The sequence below is a fragment of the Pseudomonas syringae pv. tagetis genome (assembly GCF_022557255.1).
GTDB classification, from domain to species: Bacteria; Pseudomonadota; Gammaproteobacteria; order Pseudomonadales; family Pseudomonadaceae; genus Aquipseudomonas; species Aquipseudomonas caricapapayae.
In genome coordinates, this window is record NZ_CP092923.1 from 2690891 (window position 1) to 2708704 (window position 17814).

Annotated in this window: 15 protein-coding genes; 12 read left to right on the plus strand and 3 right to left on the minus strand. The window is 58.8% G+C overall.

Annotation, left to right across the window (positions count from 1 at the left end; all coding sequences use genetic code 11):
- Positions 1 to 21 precede the first annotated feature (21 nt).
- Positions 22 to 969, plus strand: a complete 948-nt coding sequence (locus tag MME58_RS12045; protein WP_054985041.1) for a helix-turn-helix transcriptional regulator — start codon at positions 22 to 24, stop codon at positions 967 to 969.
- Here MME58_RS12045 and MME58_RS12050 read toward each other — a convergent pair.
- The gene (locus MME58_RS12050) at positions 957 to 3455 is read right to left on the minus strand and encodes a TonB-dependent receptor plug domain-containing protein (protein ID WP_055005991.1); all 2499 of its coding nucleotides are present in this window, start codon (positions 3453 to 3455) and stop codon (positions 957 to 959) included. The genes MME58_RS12045 and MME58_RS12050 overlap by 13 nt on opposite strands.
- A gap of 401 nt (positions 3456 to 3856) precedes the next feature.
- Here MME58_RS12050 and MME58_RS12055 point away from each other — a divergent pair, with 401 nt between their 5' ends.
- From MME58_RS12055 to MME58_RS12080, 6 genes are all read left to right on the plus strand, one after another.
- A complete protein-coding gene (locus tag MME58_RS12055) occupies positions 3857 to 4462 on the plus strand; it encodes an SCO family protein (protein WP_054985043.1) in 606 nt (201 codons plus the stop codon).
- Positions 4456 to 4950: a copper chaperone PCu(A)C gene (locus tag MME58_RS12060; protein WP_122239244.1), complete on the plus strand. Its 495-nt coding sequence runs from the start codon at positions 4456 to 4458 to the stop codon at positions 4948 to 4950. Before MME58_RS12055 ends, MME58_RS12060 begins: the two co-directional genes overlap by 7 nt.
- Before the next feature lie 244 nt (positions 4951 to 5194).
- The gene (locus tag MME58_RS12065; RefSeq protein ID WP_055005553.1) at positions 5195 to 6019 is read left to right on the plus strand and encodes an energy transducer TonB; all 825 of its coding nucleotides are present in this window, start codon (positions 5195 to 5197) and stop codon (positions 6017 to 6019) included.
- A 114-nt stretch (positions 6020 to 6133) separates the two neighbouring features.
- Complete coding sequence (locus tag MME58_RS12070) at positions 6134 to 6862, plus strand: MotA/TolQ/ExbB proton channel family protein (RefSeq protein WP_054985046.1); 729 nt, start codon at positions 6134 to 6136, stop codon at positions 6860 to 6862.
- Position 6863: 1 nt separating this feature from the next.
- On the plus strand, positions 6864 to 7265 hold the full coding sequence (locus MME58_RS12075) for an ExbD/TolR family protein (RefSeq protein ID WP_055005552.1): 402 nt from the start codon (positions 6864 to 6866) through the stop codon (positions 7263 to 7265).
- A 279-nt stretch (positions 7266 to 7544) separates the two neighbouring features.
- Positions 7545 to 9947 (plus strand): TonB-dependent receptor plug domain-containing protein, encoded by a 2403-nt coding sequence (locus MME58_RS12080; RefSeq protein WP_055005551.1) that lies wholly within the window; start codon positions 7545 to 7547, stop codon positions 9945 to 9947.
- 149 nt (positions 9948 to 10096) lie between these two features.
- On the opposite strand, the gene MME58_RS12085 is transcribed toward MME58_RS12080, so the two are convergent.
- A complete protein-coding gene (locus MME58_RS12085) occupies positions 10097 to 11134 on the minus strand; it encodes an ABC transporter substrate-binding protein (RefSeq protein ID WP_055005550.1) in 1038 nt (345 codons plus the stop codon).
- Positions 11135 to 11367: 233 nt separating this feature from the next.
- Here MME58_RS12085 and MME58_RS12090 point away from each other — a divergent pair, with 233 nt between their 5' ends.
- The 3 genes from MME58_RS12090 to MME58_RS12100 all read left to right on the plus strand — a co-directional run bounded on the left by MME58_RS12090 (position 11368) and on the right by MME58_RS12100 (position 14325).
- Positions 11368 to 12183: a class II aldolase/adducin family protein gene (locus tag MME58_RS12090; RefSeq protein ID WP_054985050.1), complete on the plus strand. Its 816-nt coding sequence runs from the start codon at positions 11368 to 11370 to the stop codon at positions 12181 to 12183.
- A gap of 70 nt (positions 12184 to 12253) precedes the next feature.
- Positions 12254 to 13162 carry a glutaminase B gene (glsB, locus tag MME58_RS12095; RefSeq protein ID WP_055005549.1) on the plus strand — a complete coding sequence of 303 codons (909 nt, stop codon included), beginning with the start codon at positions 12254 to 12256 and terminating at the stop codon, positions 13160 to 13162.
- Between the two features lie 65 nt (positions 13163 to 13227).
- The gene (locus tag MME58_RS12100) at positions 13228 to 14325 is read left to right on the plus strand and encodes a DUF1615 domain-containing protein (RefSeq protein ID WP_055005548.1); all 1098 of its coding nucleotides are present in this window, start codon (positions 13228 to 13230) and stop codon (positions 14323 to 14325) included.
- Between the two features lie 7 nt (positions 14326 to 14332).
- Here the strand turns inward: MME58_RS12100 and MME58_RS12105 are convergent, their stop codons facing one another.
- The gene (locus MME58_RS12105) at positions 14333 to 14758 is read right to left on the minus strand and encodes a DUF1810 domain-containing protein (protein ID WP_055005547.1); all 426 of its coding nucleotides are present in this window, start codon (positions 14756 to 14758) and stop codon (positions 14333 to 14335) included.
- An 87-nt stretch (positions 14759 to 14845) separates the two neighbouring features.
- Between MME58_RS12105 and MME58_RS12110 the strand changes: the two genes are divergently transcribed.
- Both MME58_RS12110 and MME58_RS12115 read left to right on the plus strand, forming a co-directional pair.
- On the plus strand, positions 14846 to 16657 hold the full coding sequence (locus MME58_RS12110) for an ABC transporter ATP-binding protein (protein ID WP_055005546.1): 1812 nt from the start codon (positions 14846 to 14848) through the stop codon (positions 16655 to 16657).
- 90 nt (positions 16658 to 16747) lie between these two features.
- Positions 16748 to 17785: an NADP(H)-dependent aldo-keto reductase gene (locus tag MME58_RS12115; protein WP_054985055.1), complete on the plus strand. Its 1038-nt coding sequence runs from the start codon at positions 16748 to 16750 to the stop codon at positions 17783 to 17785.
- The last annotated feature ends 29 nt before the right edge of the window (positions 17786 to 17814 follow it).

A 17814-nucleotide genomic window follows, 5' to 3' on the forward strand; every position in this document is an offset into this window, starting at 1 on the left:
TTCCCAAACGAGTGCATCCCGATGAGCCTCAATCATTATTGCGCTGACTATGAGCTGCCCAAGGTCCTGACGGATGATGTGGGTGACGAACTCGATATCCGACTCATTGACTGGCAGGTCGACGAAGACCGGCATCTGGACGCCTTCTGTGAGGCGTCACTGACAGTGTCGTACCACGCCAACTGCTCCGGCTGGCGCTATTTCGCCGATACCTCGCCGCTGAGCTGGCGTGAAGATCACTGCTGCCTGTTCCATTCGACGGTACCTGTCAGGGGCGAGGGTTTCGTGCCCGGTGGTACCTGCTGGCGCGGCGTGAATATCAGCTTTGCCGCGCACCGGCTGGGCATGCTCGATCTGGCCGGGCAACTGTTCGATTATCAGGGGCCGTGGGAAAACACCCGCTCCAGGGACCGCACGGCACGGCTCGTACAGTTCCCGGCGCCGCAAGTGGTAAGGCGGATCGGCCAAGAGATGCTGGGTTGCAAGCTTGAGGGTGTCGCCAGGGATCTGCTGCTGCGTGGCAAGGCCTACGAAATGCTTGGCCAATTGACTGCTCATATGCAGGACCTGGCGCATTTCACCGGGCTTAACGCGGGAGGCCGTGACCTGATGCGCGTCGAGCGGGCGCGCAAACTGCTGGAGGCACACCCGGAGCAGGACTGGACCATCGAATCGCTGGCCCAGTCGGTGGAGCTCAACACCAAAAAGCTCAAACAGGGGTTTCGTCAGAGCTACGACAGTGGCGTCTACAGCTATCTGCAGAAAGTCCGCATCGAGCGGGCGGCGCAACTGTTGCGGCGACAGGGAGCGGTCAGTGAAGTGGCGGCGGCGGTGGGTTATTCCAGCGCCAGCCACTTTGCCAAGGTGTTTCGCCGCTATTACGGCGTAAACCCGCTGCATTTCAGCGCGATGGCCGTGGAGAATGCTCACGACCTCGCGGTGGCCACACCGACGCGTCAGAAATCATAGGCAATTTTGCTGTACCAGAACCCTCCGCCTGGATAGAACGGTGAGTTGCCATACAGGTTGAGTCCGACGGCTGAAGGGATTGCGTGCTTGTCCGGACGCACATCGAAGATGTTGGTGCCGCCAAGGCTGAGGGTGATGTTGTCGTAAAGGGTGTAGGACACATCCAGGTCGGTGATCCACTTCGCTCCGAAGCTGCGATCACCGCTTTCCAGTTGCTGGAGGGTCTTGACCTTGCCGTAACGAGTGGTCTGCAGGTTTACGCCCAGATCGCCCAGCGTCCATTTGCCACCCAGCACCCACTTGGTCTTCGGTTGCGCGTCGGTCAGATCGCCTTCGCGGGCGCGGCCTACCCAGGTCAGGCTGCCGCCGGGGTTGCTGCCCAGGCCTTGCAGAGCCGCGGGTGCATCCTTGACGTCAGTGATGACAGTCTTGTTGTAATTGAACCCGGCGCTCCAGCGCACATCGCCCCATGCACCATACTGGCTGGAGTGATCGAGGACGATATCCAGACCGCGCGTCCGTGTGTCGAAGGCGTTGGCGTAATACGAAGTCCAGGTGCTGGTTTCCACACTTTGTGCGGTGAGAACAGGTGCCAGGGCGGGGCCGTACAGGCTTTCGGTGCGGGCGATGCGATCGGCGATCTCGATCCAGTAGGCGTCGGCTGTCAGGCTGGTGCGCGGTGCCGGTTGCCAGGTCACGCCAACGCCCAGATTACGTGATTTCTCCGGGTCCAGCGTGGTCGCACCAAGCGCCTGGGCAAGCGCCGAGTTGACCGGCGCGATGCGCGTCACGGCGGGCACGATTGTGCCGTCCGGCGCGGCGCCGACCCGGTTGTCCGAGATGCTGTAGCCGATCTGGGTCAGCGAGGGCGCACGAAAGCCAGTGTCCACGGTGCCGCGTACAGCGAAGGTGTCAGTGAATTCGTAACGCGAGTTGAGCTTGGCGCTGAGCGTGTTGCCTGAGTCATCGTCGAAGTGCTCGGCGCGCAACGCCAGATCGACGAACAGGGGTTCTATCGGAGTGATGCCAAAATCGACGTAAGCTGCATAATTGTTACGTTGCAGGCTGGTGGCGTCCTGCGGCGAGATGACCGCTGCGGCCTGAGCGGCTATCGACGCCAGTTGCCCGGCCAGCGGGTTGGCCTGGCCATTGGGCAGGGTTGCCGGAAAGCGATAGCCGCCGACCTGATAGGCCTGCGCATCGCCTGAAAAGGTCCGGAAACGTTCCCAGCGATGCTCAAGCCCTACAGACACTTGCAGCGGCACGCCAAACAGTCCGTCAAACGCGCGGGTGACGTCGACATTGTTGACCCACTGTTCGAATCGGTAGGTCGCCAGATCATCGAACGAAGTCGGGGACGTCGGTCCCAGCGACGGGTTGAGGGTCAGATCGCTGTACTGATGGTTGTTGTTACGCCCGTATGTGGTGCTCAGGTCCCAGTTCCAGCCCAGAGACTCGCCCTTGCCGCCAATCAGGTACTGATAGTCGGTGTCGTCCAGATTGTTCAGCGGGTAATAGCCATCGGCAAACAGTTCGGGAATGTTGGCGTTGCTGTTGGGGTAGCGGAAGTAGTTGTTGATGACGGCCTCGCGTTGTCCGTAGGTGCCGTAGGAATACAGCGCGGTCTGATCATTCAGAGGCAGTTCGGCGTTGTACGCCAGGTTGAACGCTTTGATCTGCGGGTCACCGTTCTTGACGCCGACCCGATCCCAGCTCGCCTCACGAGGGTCGCCGGGGAAATAAGCAGTGTTGCTGGCTTTCTCGTTCCAGCTGGCATCGCCACGTTTGCGGGCGTCGGCCGAAAGGTGCAGAAAGCCGCCGTCACCCAGTTCGAAGCCGGTGTCACCTTCGAACTTGGTGACGTCGCCTTCGCCGCTGTACAGCTTGCCGTAGGTTACGCCCAGATGGCCGCCCTCGGCGCTGGCCTTCAGAATCACGTTGATTACCCCGGCGATCGCGTCCGAGCCATATTGCGCGGCGGCGCTGTCCTTGAGCACCTCGATGCGCTCAACCGCGCTGATCGGGATCATGTCGATGTCCACCGAGTTCGCGCCGCTGCTGTCGGTTGAACCATTGGCGGGCAGGGCGCTGTTATGGCGGCGTTTGCCATTGACCAGCACCAGCGTGTAGGCCGGTGCCAGGCTGCGGTTGGACAGGGGGCGAATGGTCGAGTTATAGCCCGCCACATTGGTGCCATAGTTGAAAGACGGCAACAGTTTGGCGATGGCCTCGGTCAGGTCGGCGCGACCGGTTTTCAGTAACTGATCGCTGGTCACGATATCAACCGGGGCCGGGCTGTCGGTGACGGTACGCTGGGTACCGCGAAGCCCGGTGGATATCACCGTGACTTTTTCCAGGCGAGCCTCATCGTCGGGCGTTTCGTCGGCGGCATGGGCCGGGGTCATCAGGCCCATGCCGACGAACGCGATACTCTTGATCAGCGGGTTGCGCAGGCAACGGCGAGGAGTATGGACGGGTGGGGTCATAACAGAGCGTTCCTTGGTAGTGCTGAGAAAGTCCTGGGTACCTCCACACGGCAAGGGTCGGTCTGCTGGCGAATATAAGGTTATGAAAAAAGGCTGTGAAAGGCCTTTTGGCTATATGCTAATTATGAAATTAATGAATTACATTCTATTTTTAAATGCATTTATTGCATTTATTGCATTTTGGTCGGGGGCATGAGCGTCAGGGGAGATGGCTTCAATGGGGCCCCGCAGGCTGTGCGGTTTTGTCGCATGGCCTATTGCGGCCCTTGAGGGCGGCGTTTGCGCGCCTGCTCATGGTTTGATACAGGATTGGCGGTATTCCCGACTGCCCTTGAGTGGTAAATTCGCCGCCTTTGAATTTGTCTGAACTCACGCGCCTTATCCTCCAGGGGACGCAAGACATGACGCAACATCTGACCCGCCGCGAGGTGGTCGCTGGCCTCTCGTTGCTGAGCCTGGGCCTGCTGGCTGGCTGCGGCAATTCCAATGCGTTGCCGTTCAAGCATGGCAAGGACATGAGCAACGAGATTGTCGGCCGTAACTTCCGGCTTAAGGATTCGCAAGGCAACGTCAAGACCTTGTCCAGCTTTCGCGGCTTGATGCCGATGATTTTCTTTGGCTTTACTCAATGCCCTGCCATCTGCCCTACGGCCCTGGCGCGGGCTGCACAGATCAGAAAACTGATGGGTGAGGAGGGCAAGACACTCCAGGTGGTGTTCATTACCCTGGACCCGGAGCGTGACACGCCCGAGGTGATCGACGCTTATGTGAAGGCCTTTGATCCGACCTTTGTTGCGCTGTCCGGCACGCTTGAAGAAACGGCCGCAACGGCCAGGGAGTTCGGCGTATTCTTTGAAAAGGTCCCGCTGGGGGATACCTACACAATCTCGCACACCGCCACCAGTTACGTCTACGACACTCGAGGCGTATTGCGCCTGGGGTTGTCGCACAGGCTGTCCGCCCAACAATGCACTGAAGATCTGCTCACTTTGATGGAAGTATGCTGATGACCGTTCTGATTCGTAATGCGGTAAAGCCGCTGTTGCTGACCCTTTCGCTGTTGGGCCTGAGCGCTCAGGCCCTTGCCGAAACGCGTGTCGATGATGCCTGGGTCCGTGCCACCGTGCCAGGCCAGCCTGCCACTGGCGCATTCATGCGCATTACCTCGACCGTTGACGGTAAGCTGGTCGACGTCGCCTCGCCTGTGGCCAAGACCGTGCAGATCCATCAGATGAGCATGAAAGGCGATGTGATGAGCATGCAGCGCGTCGAGTCGGTCGACCTGCCGGCAGGCAAACCGGTGGTGTTCGATTCCAACGGCTATCACGTGATGTTCATGGGCCTTGCAGCACAGGTCAAAGAGGGTGATCAGGTGCCCCTGACCCTGACCGTGGAAAACGCCACAGGCGGGAAGGAGTCAGTACAGGTCACGGCGGTAGCCAGGTCACTCACCGGAGATGACCACAGCGGGCATGGAGATCACAGCGGCCATTGAGCCTGCAGAATCGGGCTCGGAGCATGGTCACGTCAGGGGCATCCAGGCCAGGCCGCATTCCGTGCCAGTCCCGGGAAGCAATAAACCAGATCCTTATATGCTTTTAGGATCTAACCAGCTAACCAAATATTCTTTTCAGGAACAAGCCTCTTTCAGCGATGATTCCCTTGCCATATCAACTTTGGAAAGGTGACTGATACCAACAGAACCTGGATTTTTATCATGAAAATGCAGGAGTGTATCAATGGGCAATGTCCAGACCGCAGCCAGTGCACATGATGTGCCTTGGCGCCAGACGCCAAGCGGCGACCTGGTCGATCTGGGGCGTCCTTTCCGTGCGCCCCTGGCCTTATCGCGGTTGCAAAGTATCCCCAAGCCCATCCTCAAACGGCGCGAAGCCATCCTGCTGGGTGCGCTGGCGCTGGCGTTGCACGGCACGGTCATCTACTGGTTGAGCCAGAACCCGACGCCAGTGCTGCCGGTGGTGCCGCCGGAAATTCCGCCGATGACCATCGAATTTTCCCAGCCTGCACCGCCGGTTGTAGAGACGCCACCGCCTGAGCCTGTCGTGCAGCCGGTGGTAGAGCCGCCACCTCCGGTCGAGGATGAACTGGCTGTCAAGCCGCCACCGCCCAAACCGATTCCGAAACCCAAGCCGCAGCCACCCAAGCCTGTGGTCAAACCGGTCGTCAAACCAGTGGCAAAACCGATCGAGCAGCCAGCGCCGCCCGTGCCTGCACCACCTGTCGCTGCGCCTGCTGCTCCCGCGCCGCCAGCGCCCAAACCGGTAACTCCGGCTTCTGCGAGCGCTGGCTACCTGCGCAACCCGGCCCCGGAATACCCGTCGCTGGCCATGCGTCGCGGCTGGGAAGGGACTGTGCTGCTGCGCGTCCATGTATTGGCCAGCGGCAAGCCTGGCGAGATACAGATACAGAAGAGCAGTGGCCGGGATCAACTGGATGACGCTGCACTGGCCGCTGTTAAACGCTGGAGTTTTGTCCCCGCCAAGCTGGGGGATGTCGCCCAGGACGGCTGGGTCAGCGTGCCCATTGATTTCAAGATCAAATGAGGTTTCAAGATCCCATAACCCGAAATTCGATTGACCTGGCGAGCTACCTGAACCAAAGGCGCATCGCGACAAACCCTATGCCTTGTTTCGATTTTGTTCACAGAGAGCTGCGCCATGAACCTGATTGCTTCGCCTTTTGAATCCATCGAACACGCGGTCATCTGGCTGCTGGTTATCTTTTCCGTTGCCACCTGGGGGCTTGCTCTGCTCAAGGGCGTGCAGTTTTCGCGCCTGAAGTCCCAGGATCGCAAGTTCCACAAGCAGTTCTGGGCGGCATCGAGCCTGGATTCCGCTGCACAACTGGCCCAGGAACAACCGGGCGCTGCGGCGCGCGTTGCTCTGGCCGGGTATGCCGCCATTCAGGTGCCGGACGGCGCGCAGGCCAACGACCTCAGTCAGTCCATCAACCATCAGGACCGCCTTGAGCGTGCCTTGCGTCAGCAGATCGTTCGAGAGCGTCGCTCGCTGGAGACCGGTCTGGCGATTCTCGCCAGCATTGGCAGCACGTCGCCTTTCATCGGCCTGTTCGGTACGGTCTGGGGCATCATGTCCGCGCTCAAGGGCATCAGTGCAGCCGGTTCGGCAAGCCTGGAAACCGTGGCCGGTCCGATCGGTGCCGCGCTGGTGGCAACCGGTGTCGGCATCGCCGTCGCAGTGCCTGCGGTGCTGGTCTACAACTACTTCCTGCGACGTCTGAAGTTGACCGCCGCCGATCTGGACGATTTTGCCCACGATTTCTACAGCCTGGCGCAGAAGAGTGCGTTCCGCGTACTGCTGCACCCGGTCCTCAAGTCTGGCGCTAACGCAGGGCAAGCCGGGCAGAAAGTGAAGGAGGCATCCTGAAATGGCTTTTTCCACACAAGACACCGATGAAGTGCTGAGCGAGATCAACGTCACGCCGCTGGTGGACGTGATGCTGGTACTGCTGGTGGTGTTCATCGTCACCGCGCCGCTTTTGACCAACTCGATCCCGATCAACCTGCCCAAGACCGAATCGGTTGCGCCAGTGGAGCAGAAAGACCCATTGGTGGTAAGTATCGACGGGCAGGGCAAGTTGTTCATCAACAAGGATAAAATTCAGCCTGACCTGTTGGAAACCAACCTCAAGGCTGCCAAAGACAAATCACCGGACGTGCGTGTGCAGTTGCAGGCGGATAATGGCGTGAACTATGGCGAAGTGGCACGAGCAATGGCCTCCATCGAGCGTGCCGGGATTACCAAACTGTCGGTGATCACCGCCAGGTAGTGGGTTTGTCTCCCAAGGTTTCATCAGTTTTGGGCCGCATCCTCAGGCAGGTGCGGCCTTTTTTTGTCCGCGTTTCAGGTCTTTTTCAGTCGTGACACAAATGCAGATGCTTATTCTTTATTGGTATTTAAATATTTATATCAATGTCATTAAGCTATAACGCATCGGGCTACCGGAATACCAATCAGACACCGTAATGATCGCCACCGTCCACCGCACGGATCGCTCGTTGTAACCAGAACACAGTTTCTGGATCAAGGATTTTCAAGGGGTAGTGGTATGGGGAATTTCAAACGAAGTGTAGTGGCCACGGCGGTTTTTTCAGCCAATTTGCTGAGCGTCGCCGGGATCAGTGCAAGCGCTTATGCTGCAGAAGTCACGGATGAACAAAACAATCAGGGCGCATCCACCCTGGGTACGGTGATCGTTACCGGCACCCGGGCACAAGAGCGCACCGCCAGCGCCTCGCTCTCGCCTATTGATGTGATTTCCGGTGACAGCCTGCGCAGTTCCGGCTCCAGCGAGTTGGGCACGGTGCTGGCGCGCTTGATCCCGTCGATCAATTTTCCACGGCCCAGCCTGGTGGACGGTGCAGAGCTGACGCGTCCGGCGCAACTGCGCGGCCTGTCGCCGGATCAGGTGCTGGTGCTGGTGAACGGCAAGCGCCGCCACACGTCAGCCTTCGTCAACCTGGGTGGAGCGGTAGGCCGTGGCTCGGCACCTGCCGACCTGAACGCCATCCCGCTGTCGGCCATCGACCATATTGAAGTGCTGCGCGACGGTGCGTCGGCGCGTTACGGCTCCGATGCGATTGCCGGGGTGATCAACATTATCCTCAAGAGCGCCGACCATGGCGGCTCGATTTCCAGCCAATATGGCCAGTACAAGAAAGGCGACGGGATTCAGCGTCAGGTATCCGGCAATACCGGTTTTGCGCTGGGCGACAACGGTACTTTCAACCTCTCGGGTGAAGGTGCCAACAACGACTACACCAACCGCGCCGGCGATGACCTTCGCGCTTCCAGTGTGGGCTCCACTACTTATGGTCAGCAGGTATTCCGCCAGGGCGAGCCGCAAACCCATGAGGGCAAGCTGCAGTACAACGCCGAATACAGCTTCAATGATGCGGCGGAGTTCTACAGCTTCGGTGGTTACAGTAAACGTCGTGGCGAAACCGCTGCGTTCTATCGACCGAGCAACGCGTCCAACAACATCGCTGCGATTTATCCCAACGGCTATCTGCCGCTGATCAATGGCACGCTTGAAGACACTTCGCTGGTTGCCGGACTGCGCGGCGAGCTGGCGGATGACTGGCACTACGACCTGTCCGCCAACTACGGGAAAAATACCTATGAACTGCGCACCAGGACCATCAATACGTCACTGGGCCTGAACACACCGCGTTCGTTCTATAACGGCACGCTGACCAACGACCAGAAGCAACTGAGCCTCGACCTGTCGCGGGAATTCAGCGCAGCGTGGCTGCCTTATCCAGTGTCGGTCGCGTTTGGGGCCGAATACCTGCGTCAGGGCTATCAGATCGAAGCAGGGCAGGCGGAGTCGTATTTCCAGACCGGCAGTTCCGGACTCGGCGGCTTCCGCGCCGCCGATGCTGGCAGCTACTCGCGACACAACGTTGCCCAGTATCTGGATGTGGAGACCAATCTGACCGAGAAACTCGGTGTATCGGCGGCCGTTCGGCACGAGGACTACAGTGATTTCGGCTCCAATGTCAGTGGTTCTTTTTCGGCGCGTTACGACTTCACTCCTCAGGTCGCTTTGCGAGGCAGCGTGTCGACGGGCTTCCGCGCACCTTCACTGGCCCAGCAGAACTTTACGTTTACGTCGTCGCAGCTGATTGGCAATACGATCCAGGAGGCGGGCACGTTCCCGGCCGGCAGTAACGTTGCACAACTGTTGGGGGCTGAAGATCTGAAGCCGGAGAAGTCCCGCAACTACAGCCTGGGCCTGGTGCTCCAGCCGCTGGACAGCCTGACCGTAACTGCCGACGTCTACCATATCGACATTCAGGACCGTATCTCGCTGTCTTCCAACCTGGTGCTCAACAACACGGCTATCAACTATCTGCGCAGCAATGGTGTGGGTGACATCAACTACACCAGCGCGCGTTATTTCACCAATGCTACCGACACCAGCACCGACGGCGTCGACCTGGTGGCCAATTATCGCTACCAGTTCGATAACGGGGTGCGCTGGAACAGCACGCTGGGTTACAACTACAACCACACTAAAGTCACCGACGTGAAAGCCAACCCTGCAATTCTCGATCAGTTGGGCGTGAACCTGGTTCGGGTAGACCGCAGGGAACGCATCGGATTGCTGGGTGACACGACACCTCAGCACAAACTGACGCTGGGCAATGATCTGACGTTTGGTAACTGGGCGCTGCATTCCAATCTGGTTCGTTACGGCGAGTTCACCAGCTATCAGGCCGACAAGGTCAACGACCAGACCTTCAGCGCAGCCTGGCTGCTGGACCTGGCGGTGGACTATAAACTCAAGAGCTGGGTCTTTACCCTGGGCGGCGACAACGTCACCGACAAGTACCCCGAGAAGCTCAACGACTTTTCGTCCAGCGGCGGCAACCTGGCCTACAGCACGTTTTCGCCTTACGGGTATAGCGGGGCGTTTTACTACGGCAAGGTGACGTACAACTGGTAATTTGATTTGTTGCTGATTGTTGTCCCCATGCTTCGCGTGATACACAAGTCTGAATGACGGGCTTCTGCCAGAATCAAGAGCGGACTTGTGTATAACGCTGAGCACAAAGCGTGTGAGCGACTGTTGCGTATAAGGATCAGTGCGAGAACTCAACTGCCCTGCAACGGGGTGGCATCCTGAAAGAAGTAATCCTTCCACGACGCTGGCTTATTCTTGATCGCGCCGACGCGATACAGGAACTCGGCCAGCGGGTAGGTGTTTTTCGGGGTAATGGTGAACTGGAACTTTGGCTGATCAATGATCTTCAGCAGTTCGGCACGGTCGATCTTCGCCTTTGTGACGCGCAGGTAGGTATCCGCTGCGGCACCGATGTCTTTGCTGACGAACGCTTCTGCCTCGGCCAGCGCTTCGATGAACGCCTTGTAGGTTTTCGGGTTTTCCTCGCGGAATTTCTCGGTGGCAAACAGCACGGTAGGCGAGTTAGGCCCGAGCAGATCATAGGTATTGAGCACCACATGCACGTTGGGGTTTTTCAGTTCCTGATCCTGATAGGGCGGGTTGGAAAAATGCCCGGTCAACTCGGTTCCGCCAGCGATCAGACTGGCCGCAGCGTCTGGATGTGGCAGGCTCAGGGTGTATTTGTCCAGCCGGGCATATTCCTTGTCGCCCCAGAGTCTGGCGGCGGCGAACTGCAGGTAGCGTGACTGCACCGAAACACTGACTGCTGGCACCGCGATGCGATCCTTTTCGGTAAAGTCGGCGATGGTTTTGACGTCGGGATTATTGCTCACCAGGTAATACGGGAAGTTACCCAGCGATGCGACCGCCTTGACGTTCTGCCTGCCCTTGGTACGGTCCCAGATAGTCAGCAACGGGCCAACTCCGGCACCGGCGATATCGATGGAGCCTGACAGCAGCGCATCGTTGACCGCCGAGCCACCGGATAACTGCGTCCAGTCCACCTTGATCTCCACACCGTCTTGCCTGCCGTGTTTCTCGATGAGTTGTTGATCGCGGACCACATTGAGCAGCAGGTAGACAATGCCGAACTGCTCGGCGATGCGAATTTCACCTTCAGCCTGCGCGGTGGCCGGTGCGACCAGACTGGCGCTCAACAGCGCGGCGCCAAGTCCTAGGGCCGCGGTCAGACGGCTGATACGGCGCAGAACGGTTGTGGATCCGGACATGCAGTGCTCCAACAAGACATTTGAGATGCGCTGGAGCATATCGCTATATAAAAATTTATTTAAATAACCTTAATGAATATGGATAGACCGCCTGTTGCCCTGCGAGGCGAGGACGCTGACTGCTCCTAATATTCCTTATTTTTATAATTAGCTTATAAGTAAATGTGATTTTTAATTGAATTGTTATGCGCCTAGTCTTACTGATCAGTTCGCAGTCATTCAGGAGCAATACCATGAGCAACGTCAGCACTTTGCCACTCCAGTCAGGTACGACGCCGTCGAGTACCGGCAGTGTGCGCGACAGGGTTTCGCCGGAGGAATGGGAGGTCCGGGTCAAACTGGCGGCCGCCTACCGTCTGGCCGCGCTCAAGCGCTGGACCGACCACATCTATACGCACTTCTCGGCGCGAGTGCCGGGGCCGGACGAGCACTTTCTGATCAACGCGTTCGGTCTGCTGTTCGATGAAATCACCGCGTCCAACCTGGTCAAGGTCGACATTGACGGCACGATTGTCGATGACCCGACCGGGCTGGGTATCAACTACGCCGGGTACGTGATTCACAGTGCCATTCATGCTGCGCGCCACGACCTGCAGGCGGTGTTGCATACCCACACGCGTGACGGCATCGCCGTGTCAGCGCAAAAAGACGGGCTGTTACCGATTTCCCAGCACTCCATTGCCTTCTCCGGGCGTGTGGCCTATCACGGTTACGAAGGCATTGCGCTGGACCTCAGTGAGCGTGAACGGCTGGTCGCCGATCTGGGCGACAAGAGCGTGATGATCCTGCGCAACCATGGACTATTGACCGGCGGGGTTAGTGTAGAGCATGCGTTCCAGCAACTGCATGCCCTTGAGTACGCCTGCAATATTCAGATTGCGGCGCAGTCTGCCGGCAACGCCGAGCTGGTGTTTCCGCCACAGGAGGTCATTGCCAAAGTGGAGGAGCAGGCCAAGGCCATCAAGGATGGCCATGGTCCGGGCGTCGCACGGCACTGGAATGCGCTGATCCGCGAGCTGGAGCGCAGCGGCACCGACTACAGGACCTGAGTCTGCAACACAGTGATGCGACGCGCTTGAGGTTGGTGTAGTGTGCGCAGCCAAAACAAGGGGCGCACCTATGCAAGACCTGCTGAACGAAATCCTTGATGAAGTAAGACCCTTGCTTGGTCAGGGCAAAGTGGCCGACTACATTCCCGCGCTGGGCGGGGTCCGGCCTGATCAACTGGGCATTGCAGTGTATGGCAACGACGGCCAGGTGTTCAGCGCCGGCGATGCCGAAACACTGTTTTCGATACAGAGTATTTCCAAGGTGTTCAGCCTGGTGCAGGCTATCGGCCACTCCGGCGAAGACATCTGGCAGCGTCTGGGGCATGAGCCCTCCGGGCAGCCGTTCAACTCGCTGGTGCAGCTGGAGTTCGAACGGGGCAGGCCGCGCAATCCGTTCATCAACGCCGGCGCGCTGGTGATCTGTGACATCAATCAGGCGCGCTTTGCAGCTCCGTCGCTGTCTATGCGTGACTTCGTCCGGCGCCTGTGCGGCAACCGGGCGATCACCTCCGATTCCAAAGTCGCCGAATCCGAATACCAGCACCGTTCGCGCAATGCCGCGGCAGCCTATCTGATGAAATCTTTCGATAACTTCCATGGCGATGTAGAAGACGTGCTGCGCAGCTATTTCCACCACTGTGCGCTGAGCATGAACTGCATTGATCTGGCGAAAGCGTTCGGTTTTCTGGCCAATCAGGGGGTCTGTACTCACAGTGGCGAGCAGGTACTTACCGCACGCCAGGCGACTCAGGTCAACTCGATCATGGCCACCAGCGGTCTTTACGACGAGGCCGGTAACTTTGCCTATCGCGTCGGCCTGCCGGGCAAGAGCGGCGTGGGCGGTGGTATCGTTGCGATTGTGCCGGAGCGCGCTTCGGTCTGTGTGTGGTCCCCGGAGTTGAACGCAGCAGGCAATTCCCTTGTCGGTATGGCTGCGCTGGAAAAACTGAGCGCAAGGATCGACTGGTCGGTTTTTTAAAGCCTTTTGGAAATGAACGGTGCTTTAACGGCGCTTTGAAGTGCGAATCCGGCAGGAGTCATGGATTGAATCGAAGGCTAGGCAAATCGCTCGTCCTGAGCATCGGGCTGTTGGTGCTGGCAGGCTGTGGCAGCCAGAGTGTCCAGGAACCCGAACTGAGCCCGGAACAGGCGCGCGCGCAGATCGTGCGGCTGATGCCTGCCGCTGTCTCGGATCGGCAGGCCTGGGCAACGGATATACATGCCGCCTTTGCCGCGCAGAAAATCCCCATGACCACCGAAAACCTGTGTTCGGTATTGGCCGTGACCGAACAGGAGTCTACCTTTCAGGTGGACCCTGCGGTGCCGGACATGGGCCGGATTGCCCGCGCCGAAATCAATCGCCGTGCTGCGCGCCTGCATATCCCCGGCGCGCTGATAGCCACCGCCTTGCGCGTGCGCTCACCGGATGGCAAAACCTATGGCAAGCGGCTGGATGCGGCTCGCACCGAGAAAGACCTGAGCGCGATCTTCGATGATTTCATCGGCATGGTGCCGTTGGGTCAGACACTGTTCGGCAACTTCAACCCGGTCAAGACCGGCGGGCCTATGCAGGTCAGCATCGCCTTTGCCGAGAAGCACGCCGAGGATTATCCCTACACGGTCGATGGCTCGATCAGACGCGAAGTCTTTACCCGCCGTGGCGGTATGTATTTCGGTATTGCTCATCTGCTGGGTTATCCGGTGCACTACACCGAGTCGCTGTACCGCTTTGCCGACTTCAATGCCGGCTGGTACGCGAGCCGAAATGCAGCCTTTCAGAACGCAGTGAGTCGTGCTACCGGCATTGAGCTGGCGCTTGACGGCGATCTGATCCGCTTTGACTCCACTTCGCCAGGCTCCACCGAGCTGGCCGTGCGCACGCTGGGTGATCGATTGGGCATGAACAAGTCGCAGATATGGAACCAGCTCAAGCAGGGCGATACCCTGGAGTTCGAAGAAACCGATCTGTACAGCAAGGTGTTCGCATTGGCGGACAAGGCGGCGGGAAAGCCTCTGCCAAGAGCGATCCTGCCCGGCATCACGCTGAAAAGCCCGAAAATCACCCGTAACCTCACGACTGCCTGGTTCGCCGAACGCGTAGACGACCGGCGCGAGCGTTGCGTGCAGCGTGCGCCCAAGTGAAGTTGAATCATCGTGACAGGAATTTCACCGTCATTGCGTCCCGCTCGCCCCCGAAAAACGTATCCAGCACCTTGTGAAACACCTGCCGTTCAGGTGCGGCGATGGCAAACAGGGTCATACTCGAATGCAGTTTCATGTCATCCGGCGAGTCGAATATCTGTCTCGCCGAGCGTTCTGTGTGAGTCGCGATGATGCTGGCACAACGCTCCATACGCGGGCCCAGCACGGGGTGTTGCAGGTAAGCCCGAGCTTCGTCGAGATCAGTGATTGCGTAGTGCCGTGCCATGTCGCTGCGCCCCAATCCCCGGACCTGCGGGAACACAAACCACATCCAGTGGCTGCGTTTTTGCCCGGCTTCAAGTTCCATCAGCACCTGCGGGTAAACCGGCTGCTGAGCATCGACAAAGCGTTGCAGGTTGTAAGCATCGTTCATGATCAGCGTCCTGTTTTTTAACGAACCTGTGGTCGTATGATGGCCGTCCGACAAGGGGGTTCGACCTGTCTCAAGAGTTTTTAGCATATGCCGGTTTTCAAACGTTTCACGTCGTTCATGCAACAGGCCTTGCGGGCCATGCACCTGGTCTGGACCACTTCCCGAGCGCTTTCCGTCGGTTTGATCATTGCCACACTGGTCGCAGGCTTGCTGCCCGCGCTGGCGGCCTGGCTGGGTCAGCGGATTGTCGATGCCGTGGTCAGCGCCATGCAATTGCATGCCAGCACAGGCGAAGCTCCGCTTTGGCCAGTGTTGCGCTATGTGCTGCTGGAGGCAGGCGTACTGGCGCTGCTGGCGGGGGCGCAACGCGGGCTGTCGGTGCAGCAGGCGCTGCTGCGGGTACTGCTGGGGCAAAAGGTCAATACGCTGATTCTGGAGAAGGCCCAGACCCTGTCACTGTCGCAGTTCGAGGACTCGGAGTTTTACGACAAGCTGGTACGGGTCCGGCGTGAGGCCTCGACGCGGCCGTTGGCCCTGGTGACCAAATCACTGGGGCTGTTGCAAAACCTGATTTCGCTGATCAGTTTCGCGGTGTTGCTGGTGCATTTCTCGCCCTGGGCGTTGTTGATTCTGGTGTTGGGTGCGCTGCCGGTGTTCTTTGCGGAAGCGCACTTTTCCGGCGACGCATTCCGCCTGTTTACCCGGCGTGCCCCGGAAACCCGTCGACAGAATTACATCGAAACGCTGCTTTCCCACGAGGGCTATATCAAGGAGGTCAAGCTGTTCGGCTTCGCACCTCTGCTGCTTCAGCGTTACCGCGAAACCTTCGAGCGTCTGTACGCCGAGGACCGTCGTTTGACGGTGCGCCGTGACGGATGGGGTTTTTTGTTGGGGCTGCTGGGCACGGCTGCGTTTTATCTGGCGTACGCCTGGGTGGTGGTGGACGCAGTGCACGGGCGGATCACCCTGGGACAGATGACCATGTACCTGGTGCTTTTCAAGCAAGGGCAGGCTGCGGTCAGCAGCAGCCTCAGTGCAATCAGTGGTCTGTATGAAGACGGGCTGTACCTGGCCGATCTGTACATTTACCTGGGCCAGCCAGTCGCACCGTCTGCCGGCAGTCTGACTCAGGGCACGCTGCCCGGCGATGGTCTGCGTGTCGAGAACGTGAGCTTCACTTATCCGGGCACCAGCCACCCGGCACTGGAAAACATCGATCTGCATCTGGCACCGGGCCGCAGCGTGGCGCTGGTGGGCGAGAACGGCTCGGGGAAGACCACTCTGATCAAGTTGCTGACGCGCCTTTATCAGCCTGATCAAGGTCGTATTCTGCTGGATGGCAGCGATCTGCAGGAATGGGACGAAGATGCCTTGCGCTCACGTATCGGCGTGATTTTTCAGGACTTCATTCGTTATCAGTTTCTGGTCGGTGAAAACCTCGGGGTGGGCGATACACACGCCTTCCACGACGAAACCCGCTGGCGCGAAGCTGCTGCGCAAGGCATGGCGGCACAGTTCATCGAACAGCTCGACAAAGGCTATGCCACACAATTGGGTCGCTGGTTCGCGGGTGGCCAGGAGTTGTCTGGCGGCCAGTGGCAGAAAATCGCGCTGTCACGTGCCTATATGCGCCGCGACGCCGATATTCTGATCCTCGACGAACCGACCGCCGCGCTGGATGCCGGGGCGGAAGCTGCCGTGTTCGAGCATTTTCGCGAGTACGCCAAGGGGCGTATGACACTGCTGATTTCTCACCGTTTTTCCAGCGTGCGCAATGCCGAGCATATTGTCGTGCTGGAGCATGGGCGGGTACTTGAACGCGGTGACCATGACAACCTGATCGCTGCCGCAGGGCGCTACGCCACGCTGTTCGATCTGCAGGCGCAAGGTTATCGCTAGATAAAAAGTGTTGCAGTGAGTGCCCAGTCGGCGTTTTATGGGAGCCCTGTTTTTCACGCCGTTATTTTTTTGAATCAAACGGAGACATCGATGCAATTTCGTAAATTGGGCAAAACCGACCTGTCGGTCAGCGCGATCTGTCTGGGCACCATGACTTGGGGCGAGCAGAACACCCAGGATGAAGCATTCGAACAGATTCGTATGGCCAAGGATGCCAAGGTCAACTTTCTCGATACCGCAGAAATGTACCCGGTGCCGCCGCGTGGCGAGACCTACACCAAGACCGAAAGCATCATTGGCGAATACTTCAAGAAGTACGGCGACCGCAGTGACTGGGTGCTGGCCAGCAAGGTTGCAGGCCCGGGGCGCATGGAGCACATTCGCGATGGTAACCCGCGCCTGGACCGCAAGAACATCACCGCTGCGCTGGACGCCAGCCTCAAGCGCCTGAACACCGATTATCTGGACCTGTACCAGTTGCACTGGCCGGATCGCAAGACCAACTTCTTCGGCGTGCTGGGCTATACCCATGACCCGGATGACCAGGCGGTAGAGATCCAGGAGACCCTGTCGGTACTGGCTGATATGGTCAAGGAAGGCAAAATTCGCCACTTCGGCCTGTCCAACGAGACTCCATGGGGCACCCAGCGTTTTCTGCACCTGGCCGAAACCCTTGAACTGCCGCGTGCTGTCTCGATCCAGAACCCCTACAACCTGCTTAACCGTACGTTTGAAGTCGGTCTGGCGGAAATTGCCATTCGCGAACAGATCGGCCTGCTGGCCTATTCGCCACTGGCGTTCGGTGTACTGGCCGGCAAGTATCTGGACGGCGCACGTCCGGCTGATGGCCGCCTGACCCTGTTCGAACGTTTCCAGCGCTACAACAACCCGCAGGCCGTCAGTGCCACTGCCAAATACGTTGCACTGGCCCGCGAACACGGCCTGGACCCTTCGCAGATGGCGCTGGCCTACGTGACCAGCCGTCCGTTCGTGACCAGCAACATCATCGGTGCGACGAAACTCGATCAACTGAAGATCAATCTGGAGAGCATCGACGTCACGCTGTCCGATGAGGTCATTACCGGCATCGAGGCCATCCACACCGCGCAACCCAACCCGGCCCCCTAAGCCGAACTGAACTTACTTTCAGCCTCGTC